This is a genomic window from Paenibacillus hemerocallicola (genome assembly GCF_006265175.1).
Classification (GTDB): Bacteria; Bacillota; Bacilli; order Paenibacillales; family NBRC-103111; genus Paenibacillus_AB; species Paenibacillus_AB hemerocallicola.
This window is the reverse complement of sequence record NZ_VDCQ01000020.1, coordinates 76,793-90,855: the sequence shown is the minus strand read 5'-3', so window position 1 is coordinate 90,855 and position 14,063 is coordinate 76,793. Positions and strand designations below refer to the sequence as shown.

At 51.1% G+C, this 14,063-nt stretch carries 14 protein-coding genes; 3 read left to right on the top strand and 11 right to left on the bottom strand.

Annotated features, from left to right (window positions below; genetic code table 11):
• The first annotated feature begins 334 nt into the window (after positions 1–334).
• A complete protein-coding gene (locus tag FE784_RS16010) occupies positions 335–1,522 on the top strand; it encodes an IS256 family transposase (RefSeq protein WP_139603224.1) in 1,188 nt (395 codons plus the stop codon).
• A gap of 890 nt (positions 1,523–2,412) precedes the next feature.
• On the opposite strand, the gene FE784_RS41595 is transcribed toward FE784_RS16010, so the two are convergent.
• The 3 genes from FE784_RS41595 to FE784_RS15995 all read right to left on the bottom strand — a co-directional run bounded on the left by FE784_RS41595 (position 2,413) and on the right by FE784_RS15995 (position 5,368).
• A complete protein-coding gene (locus FE784_RS41595) occupies positions 2,413–4,287 on the bottom strand; it encodes a C40 family peptidase (RefSeq protein ID WP_218103781.1) in 1,875 nt (624 codons plus the stop codon).
• 18 nt (positions 4,288–4,305) lie between these two features.
• On the bottom strand, positions 4,306–4,713 hold the full coding sequence (locus FE784_RS42635) for a DUF6075 family protein (protein WP_139603223.1): 408 nt from the start codon (positions 4,711–4,713) through the stop codon (positions 4,306–4,308).
• 223 nt (positions 4,714–4,936) lie between these two features.
• Positions 4,937–5,368 (bottom strand): RNA polymerase sigma factor, encoded by a 432-nt coding sequence (locus FE784_RS15995; RefSeq protein WP_139603222.1) that lies wholly within the window; start codon positions 5,366–5,368, stop codon positions 4,937–4,939.
• A 786-nt stretch (positions 5,369–6,154) separates the two neighbouring features.
• Here FE784_RS15995 and FE784_RS15990 point away from each other — a divergent pair.
• Together FE784_RS15990 and FE784_RS15985 are read left to right on the top strand one after the other, a co-directional pair.
• Complete coding sequence (locus tag FE784_RS15990) at positions 6,155–6,697, top strand: RNA polymerase sigma factor (RefSeq protein WP_176706265.1); 543 nt, start codon at positions 6,155–6,157, stop codon at positions 6,695–6,697.
• A gap of 386 nt (positions 6,698–7,083) precedes the next feature.
• Positions 7,084–7,422, top strand: coding sequence for a helix-turn-helix domain-containing protein (locus FE784_RS15985; protein WP_139603220.1), 339 nt, complete (start codon positions 7,084–7,086; stop codon positions 7,420–7,422).
• 53 nt (positions 7,423–7,475) lie between these two features.
• Here the strand turns inward: FE784_RS15985 and FE784_RS15980 are convergent, their stop codons facing one another.
• From FE784_RS15980 to FE784_RS15945, 8 genes are all read right to left on the bottom strand, one after another.
• Positions 7,476–9,800: a VirB4-like conjugal transfer ATPase, CD1110 family gene (locus tag FE784_RS15980; protein WP_139603219.1), complete on the bottom strand. Its 2,325-nt coding sequence runs from the start codon at positions 9,798–9,800 to the stop codon at positions 7,476–7,478.
• A complete protein-coding gene (locus FE784_RS15975) occupies positions 9,797–10,153 on the bottom strand; it encodes a PrgI family protein (protein ID WP_139603218.1) in 357 nt (118 codons plus the stop codon). Before FE784_RS15975 ends, FE784_RS15980 begins: the two co-directional genes overlap by 4 nt.
• A gap of 39 nt (positions 10,154–10,192) precedes the next feature.
• On the bottom strand, positions 10,193–10,501 hold the full coding sequence (locus tag FE784_RS15970; protein WP_139603217.1) for a hypothetical protein: 309 nt from the start codon (positions 10,499–10,501) through the stop codon (positions 10,193–10,195).
• A 24-nt stretch (positions 10,502–10,525) separates the two neighbouring features.
• Complete coding sequence (locus FE784_RS15965) at positions 10,526–10,723, bottom strand: aspartyl-phosphate phosphatase Spo0E family protein (RefSeq protein WP_139603216.1); 198 nt, start codon at positions 10,721–10,723, stop codon at positions 10,526–10,528.
• Between the two features lie 163 nt (positions 10,724–10,886).
• The gene (locus FE784_RS15960) at positions 10,887–11,726 is read right to left on the bottom strand and encodes a VirB6/TrbL-like conjugal transfer protein, CD1112 family (protein WP_139603215.1); all 840 of its coding nucleotides are present in this window, start codon (positions 11,724–11,726) and stop codon (positions 10,887–10,889) included.
• A 52-nt stretch (positions 11,727–11,778) separates the two neighbouring features.
• Positions 11,779–12,075, bottom strand: a complete 297-nt coding sequence (locus FE784_RS15955) for a glutamyl-tRNA amidotransferase (protein WP_425465548.1) — start codon at positions 12,073–12,075, stop codon at positions 11,779–11,781.
• A gap of 14 nt (positions 12,076–12,089) precedes the next feature.
• Positions 12,090–13,850, bottom strand: coding sequence for a VirD4-like conjugal transfer protein, CD1115 family (locus FE784_RS15950; protein ID WP_139603214.1), 1,761 nt, complete (start codon positions 13,848–13,850; stop codon positions 12,090–12,092).
• Positions 13,837–14,028 (bottom strand): hypothetical protein, encoded by a 192-nt coding sequence (locus FE784_RS15945; RefSeq protein WP_139603213.1) that lies wholly within the window; start codon positions 14,026–14,028, stop codon positions 13,837–13,839. The genes FE784_RS15950 and FE784_RS15945 overlap by 14 nt, the downstream gene beginning before the upstream one ends.
• Between the last annotated feature and the right edge of the window lie 35 nt (positions 14,029–14,063).

Below are 14,063 nucleotides of genomic sequence, written 5' to 3'. Positions count from 1 at the left end.
ACACTCAGCTTTATCGTACCTTTTGAACTATGAAAAGCTGACCGAGATGTATTTCGAATATATAACTATATTACAAATTTGGAAATCGAGTGTATAGCTTCGCTCAAAATCAACAGACCACACCAAATGCTTGATTTGATACTGAAATGACTAAATTCGAGCTTTATCGCCCAATTCCTTCCAAACATGCGTTCTATTCCTGGTCCATTATACTCAAAGCCCCTTTCAAGAGATGGCGTAAAATAAGTTGTGTAAGGACGGGTTAGTCTATCGGACGACAAAAAAGTAGGGTATCCTGGGGATTGTCGAAGTCACCAAGGAGGAACCCTACTCAATGACAACTATACAACAAAACCCGTTCGCAGAGCTACTTGAAAATATGATGCAAGATTTTCTGAAAGAGAAGATTGAAACCCTCTTGAAGGAGGAGATCCACAATTACTTGCGCGTAGAGCACCCAGAAGATGCGAACAGCCGCAACGGGTACTACAGCAGAAACTGGGAAACCCGGTATGGCGTAATCCCGGAACTGCGCGTGCCGCGGGATCGCCAAAGCGACTTTCAGACGGAACTGTTTGCGCCCTACCAGCGGCGGGAAGCGTGGCTCGAAGACACCGTCATTCACATGTACAAGGGCGGCATGAGCACCCGGGACATCGGCGGCTTTATCGAAAAGATGTTCGGCGCCCACTACTCGGCAACGACCGTGAGCAACATCACGGGCACGGTACTGGACGACGTTGCAGCTTGGCATGCCAGGCCGCTGGCCAAGCGCTATGCGGTCATCTATCTGGACGGGATGTACGTCAAACTCAAACGTCAATCCGTCGCCAGCGAAGTCATCTACATTGCCATGGGTGTCGATGAGGCCGGACACCGTGAGATCCTCAGCTTCGGTGTTGGCGGCCAGGAGAGCGCCAACGGCTGGCGGGATGTCTTGCGTGACCTGTACAAGCGCGGCGTGCACGAGGTGCTGCTGGGCGTGTTTGACGGCTTGGCGGGACTGGAAGAAGCGTTCCGGGAAACGTATCCGCAAGCCGGCGTACAGCGCTGCGTCACCCATAAAATGCGCAACACGCTGCCCAAAATCCGTGACAAGGACAAGGCGGATTTCGTGGCGGATATGAAGACGATTTACAACGCCATAGATCGCGATGTCGCCTTGGCCAACTTCGATCTGGTTCAGGAAAAGTGGGGCAAGCTCTATCCGAAGGAACTGGCGTCGTGGGAAAACGAGTTGTCTGTGCTGCTTAAGTTTTACGATTTCCCGCCGATGATCCATTACGCCATTTACACCTCGAACCCGATCGAGCGAACCATCAAGGAAATACGCAAGCGACTGCGCCCCATGAACAGTTTGACGAACATGGACGCGGCAGAGAAAATCGTTTACCTGGAGGCGCTTGACTACAACGAGCGCTGGAGCGAACGGACGCTGCGCGGATTTGCAGACGTCAAAACGCAACAAGCATTCAAAAAAATGTTTAGCGAGAAGTATCCGCAGCCTAAGCTAGTGGAGTAAGCATGGCACCGCAAGAAGAAAATTTAAAATAGGCACCTTCGAAAACTGGATATGAAAGGGAAAAATTTCAGGGGGGATCCCCCCTGAACCTTGAAAGCAAATCATATCCATTGTCCCAATGGATACCCTACACCACAAACCCTAAAAGATAATTACACAAACTTCTTGACGCTACCTTTCAAGACTTACAAATCGACTATAAAGTGAATTACTAAGAACCTATTGAGGGACTGCGTTCTCTTGGCAGTCGGTCTGCAGTACATACAAAATGCCTTCCACCTTGGGACGGGGCTCTAGCGGTTTTCTTCCGCCGCAGGCTTATGTTATGTTGATAGGTTCGTCTTGTATCCCAATTGTCACACGTATATGGATTCTCGGATTTGATTTTCCCAGAATCGGATAGCATCCAGTTTTGGGTTTGCATTGTCACTCACCTCTACCCTTTGTTACTCATTACATCGTTTTTTCCAAGCCAGAGCTGAGGCAGGATTCTTTGAACGTGTTTAGGCGACAGGCCTACAAACCTACTAGGACATAGAAGGCATTGGCTGGGAGTGGCAAAGCATCGACGGCATTTGGTGAAAGTCCCTTTGACATTGGAAGTAATCAGAAACAATCAGACGGATACGGGAAAACAAGGAACCAGACGCAATTTGCTGGTGGAGCAACACAGCACGCTGTCTATCTCCATCCAGATTGACGGGACTAATCGGCATGACGTCCGATTTGAACATCAATGAATGCCAGTATGTAAAAATAGCTTTTCAAACAAATAACCTCACAAGTCTTCGGAGATATTGCCGAAGGTCTGGGAGGCCAGATTTACTTCTATAACATATGTCTAATCTTCTTCACTACACAAAGAGTCTCGCAATATGACCGAAAATGTATCAATCTTGAACATACGGCCTCCCATACATCACTTGAAGATCGGCATCGAACACATTCCGATAGACAACCTGTAACCGGCTGGAGGAGGCATCGATAACCTTGCCTTCACCCGCATAAATGCCAACATGCGTAATATCCATAAACCTCCCGTTTGGCTCGTAGCTCCAGAAAATCAAATCGCCTGCCATTAGCTCATCGGAGGTAAGCGAAAGCCCGTTCTCCACGATAAACCGCGCCTGTTCGGCCGCTGTTCTGGGCAATTCAGCGCCTAACTGTCGGTATACCCACTGTACAAGATAACTGCAATCCGTATAGCGATCCTGTCCTGCTTTTAGCTGGCTGTACGGATCGCCCAATCGGGTCAATGCCAGCTCGACAGCCTGGCTTCCAAGCATACCGGTGGGCAAATCGGTGATCATCGCTGCAACCTGCTCGGTGGTTAACCCGGTATCGCCGTTCTTTCCCAAGATATCCATCATCATGGGACGAAATTCTGCCGACAGAAGCTCCTTCATCAAATCGGCCTGTTCCGTTGAAAAATCATAGAGCGCCGCTTGTTGTTCTGCTGTCCGTGCCGAAATCGACAGTTGCAGGACACGTTCCTCTTCCGTCACCGATTGTTCCTCCACACTTCCATCGCTGTGTTCAACAGTGACGGTCCTCGTATGCTCCAATGTTTCAATGTGCGAGTCGATCCGGTTCATATCCCAAAACACAGCCTGAAGCAGTTCCTCCCGCTGGTGATCCATAGTGACTACATCCATTGCCGCTCTGTCAGTTGAGGTCTTAACCGCATAAACAGCCACTACATCCGTCCAATTATCAATTCGGCTATTGTCTGCACTGCCAACAAATTGGATTTCGACGCGATCCACTTTTCCAGCAGCTTGCTGCATGCTCGCTATGCGGGCGGAAAATTCGGCATCCATCTCATCTACGATCTGAACCAGCTTTTTCGTATCGGGTTCTGTGTTTTCGTCAGCGACAAAAATACCGAACGGGGAAGAAAGCAGCGCGGCTACAATCATGATGATACACAGCAGAATAATAACCGAACTGCTGATCCCCAGCATGGCCGACAGTCCTTTGACAATCAACGCAATCGCTCGGATCAGCAATTTAACCATTCGGAGATTCATCTGAGCGGCAGCACGCGACCACTGGATCGAATGGCGCGCTTGGCTGGCAGCTTGAATCATCCCCTGCTGTTGAGTTGAACGCTTCTCCCTCTGGCTTGTTCCCTGACCGACAGAACGGCTTACTTTTATGGAGGGAGATACGCCTTTTAAGGAAAAGCGTTTTTGACGAATACTTCTGTTCCTTTTCAAAGTTTCCGAAAAGGACGGAGCGTTCCCGACCATATGCTTCTGCCGCGGCGCATAGACTTTTGATTTTTCGTCGTAACTGCGCTTGGGTCTTGGAGGATTGGGGCCAATTCCCTTCTTCTTGTCGGCCGGTTGTTTCCTTCTTACATGCCGGGCTGTCTCTTCAACCTGGGGGAGTGTTCTCTTTCGCTTTGCCAGTCTCGGGCCTTTTCCATTGGACGGCATTCGTCGCAAGCGGACTCGAATCATGGGTTGTTGCTGTGTATCCGCCCTAATAGATGGGTCACCATGATGGAAACGGAAACGCGAACGCCAGCGTCGATTGATTGTCACTAACCTCGTTATCGGAACTCGGATCACCGTACTCACTGTTCGATGCGCGGCTGCATGGATACGACCCTGTATCCGCTCCGAGGAAGAAGAAGTGCTTTCATTATCCTTGGAACGGGCCGTATGTTTCCGTACAGCTACTGCCCGCGTCAGAACGCGGGCCTGCTTGTTTATCCGTTTGATGGACTTGACCATCATCCTGATTTTTATGGTTTTCAAAGCATTCTCCTCCTTGCCTTACCGGCTGCGTTCCGCCTTGGGCTTAAAGGAAGTGACTTGATTGCGGCAATAATCGGGATAGCGGAGACGAATCGCTTCAAAGAAGTAGGGGGCAAAGCCACAATCGAACAACTCGTGCGGAGTGGAATAACGTTCCTCGCCGTCTTGGCTCCAGCCATTCCAGAGATTGAATGCGAGTCGGCACGTTCGGATCGAGCTTCCCGTTTGCCACGAGGCTGACAAGCTTTCCGGCCTGATGCCTCCATTGGAAAAATCGAAAATATCTCGAATATGTGCGCGGGTGTCTTTCGAAATGCCTAACGTATAAAATAATGATCGATGATAACTATCCGTACATTGACGTTCATCCAACATGCGATAGTAAAAGGATTCGTGTGCGGTATCCCGGAACAAGACTGGCAGCATACGATTTCTCCTCTCAAAATGAATTAGGAAGCAGAAAAGTCAAAAAAAATAGCGACCTTCTACTAACCGTTTCATTTTGGAGTTCAAATCGGGCAGCAATCGATAAAACATTTTTGAAATTTCGGCTGCCAAATAACCTCGCGGGCACAAATGCTGTACCGTTGCCGATAACAACATGCGCGGCCAACAGTAGCCGCGCATTGTTACCTGCTTGTTCTTAATCCTACGATTCTTGCTCGGTCTTCAACAATCGGGCCAATTGCTTCAGCCCCCGCTCTATGGACTTTCGCACCGTGCTCTCATCCATCTTTTCCGCTCGTGCTATTGCTACCTTGCTCAGACCCAGCACATAATGCGCATAAATACGCCGCCCCCATTTGTCCGGCAATTTACAAAGCGCCGCGTACAATTCTTCGTTGGCTGCCTTTTGCATGACCAACTCTTCGGGCGAAATTGAGCTGTCCTGGGCTTCCTGTTCAATTCCGTCCTCCCGATCCAAAGAGAAATACGCCCGATTCCGATATCTTCTCAAAATGTATGCGCTTTCATATAACTCGAATTGTCTCATCTCAATTGCCAGTTCCTCCTCTACCTCAACCCAAATATCGTTTTTGTAGTAGGGGTAGATTTCTCGCAAATTGATTTTTATTTTCATCGGGGCTTCTCCTTCCGTTTTGGCTTTTGGAGCAACCAAAACGGAAGGAGGGGAGCGGCAGCCTGTACTGCCCATCAATAGGTCCTTCACTTTTGCACAAATGCAAAAAAGACCTTGCCATAGAACGCCCCGTAAATTGAGAGCGCAATATTTCGGCAAAGTCTCCAATTGTTTTCGACGAAAAATTCCATCAGGGTTCAGTCTAGCCGCAGGAACCAGACACGAAATAAAAATAATCGTACAGCCTATTCGATAACACCGCATACCGGATCAACTCCTGCCACCAGGCAACACCGCTGTGTTAGCAGGTCCCGAGCTGTCCAAGTGCTGACCGAGATGAGTATGATGTACTAGCGAAATTTTGCATAAGTGTCCGTCAAATAACCACCCTTTAAGAACTAGATCAAGGTTCGGATTGAGAAAAAAACAGGTTCAAAAGTCCCCCTACTAGAGTTGATGCTCCAGAACTGCAAGATCACATGAATAACAAAAATTGTCGTAGAGTTCGAATGGGAGAAGGAAGTTCTTGTGCAAATTCACTTGTTGAAATGTGAAATAAGTCCCACTAACTTTCAACAAATTCCATCTTTGGGTCTAGTTCGGAGAAGGGCGAAGAATGGTAAAATATTGAACACAGTTAGTCTTTTATGGCTATCTGTCATTCGTTCAATAGACTCACAAAGTGGAGGGGGAATGTTGAAGATAAACCTTTCATTCGTTCCTGGTCGTTCTGTCCAGCGCCATAGGCTGTTGGTCGTACCAGTAATAAAGGAGGGTGCGTTCGCCATGAGGGTCGGAATTAGCAACGAAGCCTTTTTTGAGGAGATTTTTCACGTGTATTTTCAACGCATCTTTCATTATTGTAAAAAGCTAATGAAAGGGCTTCCGATCACATTAGTGGAGGAGTGCGTACAAAATACGTTTTTGCAGGTTCAAGCGAACCTGTCCAAGCTGCGAAATCATCCCAATGTTGCGGGATGGCTTTATGTCACCTCCCGAAATCAGGTGAATGTCATGTACCGCAAGCTCTATCGAGAGCAAAAGCACGAGGTTGCCTTGAGCGATCATTTGGCGAATCGCTTGGCAGCATGCAGTCAGGAGTTATACGAGGTTCTGCTTTCAACGCTGGATTTCAAGGCGATGGCTCATCACGTCCTGCAGCAGTTAAGCCCTGCGGAAAGCGAATTTTATGTCGACTATTTCAAACGCCACCTCTCGGTGCGCGCGCTCAGCCAGAAGTACAATGTATCGGAAACGGCGGTCACAACCCGAATCTATCGCTTGCGGAAAAAAATTCGAAGTACTGCCCGTCAAACACTATTTGGCTAATGGACTTGAAAACAATCTCCTCCATATAAAAACGGGAGGAACATGGCAAAATGCCACTGTTCCTCCCATTTTGTGTTGATCAACCGGGCTACGATTTGTTGTTTCTGCGATGCCGACTCTCGGCGTACATGGATAGCAAAAGAGCAGACACCCCTAAAGCAGAAAAAATCAGCCGACACGCAAGCGACATGTCCAAAAAAGTCAAAAGCAATGACTCCCCTCCTTGCGGCCTAATACGGATAATAATGGATCGTCGTTCAACTCATGGAAGATTATACCCCATGTACACCCAAGCTACAAATATATCGCACAACTATAGTTTTAAGACTCTCCACCCCTCTCGACCTGTGCTCTACACTTTAGAATAGAGAGGTTGTGGTGTCGCTATGGTTACTTTTGCACAGACCGTTGGAGCCAAGATACGCCTGCATCGGATGGCTCAAAATCTGACGCAGGACAAGCTGGGCGAGCTGATTGGCATGGCTGGCAGTTATCTGGCTCAAATCGAACGCGGCGAAATCAATGTCAAATTGCAAACGATTGAAAAGATAGCTTCCGGTTTACATATGTCGGTTCATGATTTATTTGGCGATCAGGCGGGCAGCTTGCAGGAGAATCGCTGGATATGGGAAAGTGTGCTGCTGCTCTTGCAGCAGGACGAGGCCAAGCAGCGGCAAGCCCATCGTATCCTGAAAGCGCTGCTGACCGAGGAAGAAAGCAGCTAGGGACGGTATAGACGGGGAGCGGCCTGGATTCCTGCCGCTCCCTTGCTTTTATTTTATTCGCCCGGCTTCGTCGTCATCAGCTTGTACAGCATCGTATCCCGCGGGAACTGATCGGAGAAGGGAACCAGCGAGCTTCCAATCTTCATAAGACCGTTCCCGGCGTCCACATTGGTGATATAGGAGAGCTGCAAATCCGAAATGTTCAGTAACTCCGCCAGCTCCTTGCGATCTGTGCTGGACTGGTTGAGCATCACAATAAATTCGCTGTTGGCCAGCATCGTCCTTGCGGTATGGCTTTGCAGCAAATCGTCCACGTTTTGCGTAATGCCCGTGCAAAAAGCGCCATACTTTCGAACGCGCTTCCACAGTGCGTACAGAAAGTTGGCGCTGTATTCGTGCTGGAACAATAAATAGATTTCATCAATGAAGATAAAGGTGCTCTTGCCCTTCACCCGGTTCTGCGTAATCCGGTTCAGAATGTTGTCCAGCACGACCAACATGCCAATCGGAAGCAGTTGCTTGCCCAAGTCCAGAATATCGTAGCAGATCAGCCGGTTATGCACGTTCACATTGGTGGGTTTGGCAAAGGTATTCAGACTGCCGGAGGTAAACAATTCAATGGCCAGCGCAATCTCCTGCGCCTCCGGCTCCGCCTGCTTCAGCAACTCCGCATGAAAGTCCTGCAGCGTCGGCGGCTCGCCCCGATAGTTGCTCTGCAAAAAGCTGCGATAGACGCTGGCGGTGCATCGGTCGATCAGCGATTTCTCCTTGGCCCCAAGCTGAAACCCGCCCATTAACTGCTCACACAAGGACAACACAAACTCGGATTTCAGGATGATCGGATTCGCCCCATCTCCATACTGCCGATTCATATCCATCGCATTGATATGATTCGATGAGGTGGCCGAGATGTGGATCGTTTCGCCGCCGAGCGCCTTCACCAAAGCCGAATACTCCCGCTCCGGGTCGATCAGGATCACGTCATCGTCGCTCGCCAGCACCTGATTGACGATTTCACGTTTCGCCGTAAAGCTTTTGCCGGCACCAGGAACTCCTAGAATAAAACTGTTGCCGTTCAGAAGCTGCTTGCGATTGGCGAAAATCACATTTTTGCTGATGACATTCTGCCCTTGATATATCCCGCCCGGATGCATGACCTCCTGCGTGCGGAACGGGATAAAGACCGCCGTGCTTTCGGTCGTCAGCGTGCGAAGGGCGTGTACCTTGCGTACCCCATAGGGAAGCACCGTATTCAGACCATCCATTTGTTGAAACGTGAGCGGCGCAAGCTGGCACAGATGCTTGCGGGCCGTGGTAAGCAGCGCTTCGGTGTCCTGGTCAAGTTGCTCCTTGCTGTCCGCCACATGCACCATCGTGAGCAGTCCGAACATCATCCGCTGATCGCGCGTGGTCAAATCGTCCAGAAATTCCTTGCTTTCCTTGCGCTGCTGCTCCATGTTATAAGGGATAACTGCTGAATAATTGTTGTTCTTGTTCTGCCTCCGTTGCCAGTTAGTGATGTTGGTTTCCACGCCGAGCAACCGGTTCTCCACCTCGCGCACCGCTTCGTCCGTCGGGATTGGAATCACATCGAGAGACAGCAGCAGATTCCGGTTCAGGTCGCAAAGCTCGGCAACCATGCTGTCCTTGATGTAGCTGGCGTACTCCCGCAAAAAAATAACCCGGCCATAATGGTCGCCCATCCGAAAATGATCCCGCGCAAACTCCAGCGTATCCGGACAGATATAGTCCTTGAAATCATGCCCCTTGCGCATCGTCTCTGACAAATCGAAATGGAAACCGGCTTCCTCGCCAACACGGTAAAAATCATGGAGCCTGCGCAAACGATCCGTCGCATTCAGCTCCAGGCACTTCGATCCGAGCCGTGAAAAATGCCCCGCCAAATCGGCGCCGATACGGGCAAAGTACTGGCGCGCCTCTTCAATGCTCTTTTTCGCTACAGACACGGTGATGTATTTTTCCTGATACGTATCGTTGGAGCCTGTCGCTTTATCAAGCAGCATGCGATTGTACTCTTCCCGGTAGGGGTCCAGCCCATCGTCCCGCAACGGAATGAGAATCGAGTCGGCCAAATCCGCCCGATTCAAGCGGCGATTATTGATTGTGATTTTCGTGGTCGCTCCGCTGTCCAACGAATTGAGCAGCTCGCCGTACGCGAGGAACATCGCTTCCTTGTCTTCACGGGAAGCGACGGCATAATTAATATCTTCAAAGCGAAACGACTTGGAAAATTTCGTGCCAACCAAAAAAATCCCGTCTGGCCAAATGGCCCGAATCGGGATCGTTTGTTGAACGCCTTTCGGAACGACAAACCGTTCCTTGTCCTGGCTGATGATGCGCTTTAGCGTTTTGATCATCGAGTCTCCTCCAAGCCGCGCTGCCGCAGCTTCCCCCGCAGCGCTTCATAGTAGCTGTTCGTGGAATGAAAGACAAGCCGCCTCGGCATCAGAAACTCCGATTTGATATACGCCCAAAGCCATTGCTCGGCGGTCATCCCGTGGTGCTGGATGAAGCCCAGCGCGGCGCAAGGGGCGGCCCCCAGGACACACAGCCAGCTTACCGTTTCGACGCCAAGATGGCTGCGCAGTCCAAAGTACAGACCAATCGCCGCTCCTACCGCTAGGACAGAAAAAAAGAACTGCCGCAAGGACAGTCCGAAGAACAAGCTTTCCGTATAAGCCCGGATCTCCCGGTTAATTTTCACTTCCATGGTCATCCCTCCCGGAGGAGGGGCTGCGGCTGGCCGAAATCATACACCCGGCGGTTCCTTCCCATCCCGCCAGAGCGACGGGTAGAGCAGCGCTACGGCAAGCTGGATACCCTCCTGCATACCGCTCAAATAAATCTTCTCATTGATGAGGGCTTGCTTTAAGCCGTGCCGATCCTCCCACTCCGAAAATTCGGCCATCCGCTCGGTGTCGATTCCGGCAAACAGCGTCCGGAAAGCCCGCTCCTCCTCCATCTTGATTTGCTTTAAATCGGAATGATGCTCCGCCTGCGCGGCCGCTTTATCCACTCTCTGTTGAATCACTTGCCGAAACCACGGCGGAAATTCCATACATGCTCCCCCTCACGACCAGGCTTACCGTTCCAGCCTTTTCCGTCGCTGCTTCATCCGTTGACAACGAACCACCAGTTCATCGACCTTCTGACTGAGTGCCTGCATTTCCCGGTGATCAGCTAGCGGAATCGATTGCAGCGCCAGTTGCCGCCCCAGCTCGTTCAACCTCTTTCGTTGCGATTCTAGTTCATTTTCCAGCTCTCGTTCCAGCTTGTTCATGGATTTGACCTCCTCTCGGAGAGCCGACATAAATCAGCAACAAAAATATACATAAATGGTACTTGCGATTTCTCTATATGTCAAACCTGCAAATGTAATAATGAAATGAACAAGTAGCATATAGTCAGATGAGGGGGGAGCCAACAATTTTCAAACGAAAAACCTACAACCCCATCATTTCTCGTACCACGCGATCTGCCATTTTGACGGTTCCCACCAGTACGAGCATGTTAAAAATCAGTTCGCCAATGTAAGTCCAAATCATCGTCACGGCTCCGGTGCCCTCCGCAACTGCGGGTGGCGCTTCGGCGAAGGCCGCGTAAATGATGCAAGCGAGGATGATAATGGCTCCTTCCATGCAGGCGGCTGCATACCCTTTCAGGAAGGAGGTGCCAATCCGTTGGCTTGGCTCTCCGGCGAAGGACGACAAGGGAACAGGCGCGATGGCCGTATACAGATAGATTCGGAAGAAACGCCCATAGACTGAAAGAATCATAATGAAGGACAGAACGGTAATAAACAGACTGCCGAGCAGCGTCACAATCCAGAGCGGGATGCTCTCCCAAAACCCGACATCCTCAATCGCCTGGGCTATCGTCCCTGGCAAGGAAATCGACTCCATCGCTCCGAAGCCCGAGTGCCCCATAATCGTAGAAATAATGCCTTGCGTGATCTTGAACAACCCTATCATCAATTCCAAGCCGTAGGTCACAATCGCTTTGGCGAGGATGAAGCGGATAAACAGCTTAACCGCCAGCTCCGGTCGTTTCAGCTCGGCAAAATTCCCCGCCGTTTTCATCACGCCGACCACGAAAAATAGCACCAGCAGGGCCAGACCCGTTGCCTGCAGGGCGCCGTGAATATCTGTGACCACACGCCAGATGGTGCCGCCCTTAAACGCTTCGGGCGACTGCGTGACAAGCTGCCAAATCTCATTCATCTTCTCGTTCCAGGTGTTCAGCGCATTTTCCAGATTGTCCTCGATCCAACTGTTCTTCGACATGGCTTCACCCTTTGAAACGGAGGGGAGATGCGCTCCCCTCCGGTAATCAGCCTCAACCGGCAATCAAGGCCAGGATTTCCTTCGTAAACGTAATAATGACGCCGCCAGCCAAGGTTAAAAATCCGTTGGCCCGTTGGGACGGATCGTGGGATTTGAGCGACAAGCCGATCTGGACGATGCCGAAGCCCAAAATAATCATGCCGACCGCCCGGATCAGACCAAAAATGAAATTAGAGAAATTATTGACCGTTTCCATCGGATCGCCTTCGGCATAAGCCGTCGTGGCTCCTGCCACACCCAGCATGAGCAACATGCCGAAGATCAACAACCATTGCGGTTTACGCTTCAATGCCCATCATCTCCTTATAGGAATTTCTCCTCCAGCTCATGCTCGGACAACAGCTCATAATCACCTTCCTCGTGCAGCATCACGGACCGCCAATCCAGCGCATGCTCTGTGCCGCCGTGACGGTAGGCCTCACCGGCTCCATCCGTCGTCAGCGCCACATGGGGATGGCCCACCACATCGTACTTCCCGTCCAGCACCGGCAGCTCGCCGCGAATAAACAAAATGGCATAGCGGTTGTCCAGCAACCGTACCTCGTCCGGCGTCAGCAGCTCCCGACCAGTCTGCTGATAGTTAATGGAATAGCTGCCGCTGCGCCCTTTGCTGAGACCATACGTGTTCGTATCGAGCGTCTCCTTGCCAAGCAGCTCCGACACATACTTGTGGGTGGATTGCTCATTGCCGCCGAGATACAGGAACAGGTCGCAGTTGCCGACAATCGATTCCCATTCATCTTTGTACAGCGCCTTGAGCTGCGCCAGGTTTTGCAGGATGATGGAAACGGATATTTCGCGGCTGCGCATCGTCGAGAGCAGCTTGTCAAACTCGGTTGGCAACGCGACGTTCGCAAACTCGTCCATCACAAAATGGACATGAACGGGCAAGCGCCCCCCATGCCGATAATCCGCTTCATACATCAGACACTGGAACAACTGCGTGTACAGCATACCGACGATAAAATTGAAGCTGCTGTCGTTGTCGGGAATGACGGCAAATAGCGCCGTCTTTTCCGTGCCCATGACGGACAAATCCAGTTCATCCACCACACTCATGCTGGCAATGGTGGGCAGATTGAACTTTTCCAGCCTTACGCCAAGGCCAATCAGGATGGACTTTGCTGTTTTGCCCGCCGCGAGCTTGAAAATATGGTATTGCTTGACGGCAAGATGCTCGGGGTCGCGCATGGATAGCCGCTCGAACAATTCATCCAGCGGACTTTGATACGTTTCGTCTTCTTCACGAACCTCCGCGGCCGCAATCATTTCCATTACCATCGGGAAATTTTGCTCCTCCGGCGGTGCTTCATAGAGTAGGTAAAGCACAAGCGCCTCCAGCAGCGCCGTTTCGGAGCGTTCCCAAAATGGATCGTTCGTATTGCTGCCCTTTGGCGTCGTATTGCGAATGAGATTGGTTACCAGCTTGAGCACGTCTTTATCGTCCTTCAGATAGGAAAACGCATTGTATCCGTGCGAAAGCTGCGGATTGATGAGATCCAGCACCTTGATGGTGTACCCCTCCGAACGGAGCAAGCTGCCGGTATCACGCAATATCTCACCCTTCGGATCGAGAACGACCAAGGATGTATGGCTTTGCATGACATTCGGCTTGGCATAAAAGCGCGTTTTGCCGGCCCCCGAGCCCCCGACCACCAGCACGTTCAGGTTTCGGCGGTGCTTGCGGCCATCGAGGCCAATTCGAACGTGTTGTGTCAGGATTTTGTTTTGCTCTGGCTGTTTACTGCGATATTTGGCATTGATCTGCCTCGCTTTGCCCCATCGGGCGCTGCCATACTCCTCGCGCTTGCGATAGTTGCGCAGCGAGGACACATACACGCCGATACTGACGGCATAGGCCAGGGTAAAGAGCAGCAGACTGCGCGGTGTAGCCGCAACCCAGCGGATGCGAAAGGGATGCTCCACCGCCGCGCTGAGCTGCAACAGCAGGGCCGGCAAACCGTCCGAAAGCGCAGGGGCAGCTTGCAGCGCCAGCCATATCACCGGCAATAAAAAAACCGCCACGAGTACAAGCTGACTCGTCACGGTTTTAGCGCGCCGCATGCTGGCTCCTGCGCTTTGTCTTTTGATAGGGGGCGTCAATGGCCTTCAGCAGCAGTTCGTCCACGGCATCGGTCGGTCGTCGTTCCCCGATCAAGCCGTTGCGCAGATTGTTCAGTGCGTTGATGACAATGCCGTGCTCATAGTGATTCAAACAAAGAATGCGCTCGTCCTCTCTCATCGTCCTTCCTCCCGCATCTTGGTAAGGGCCGTCTG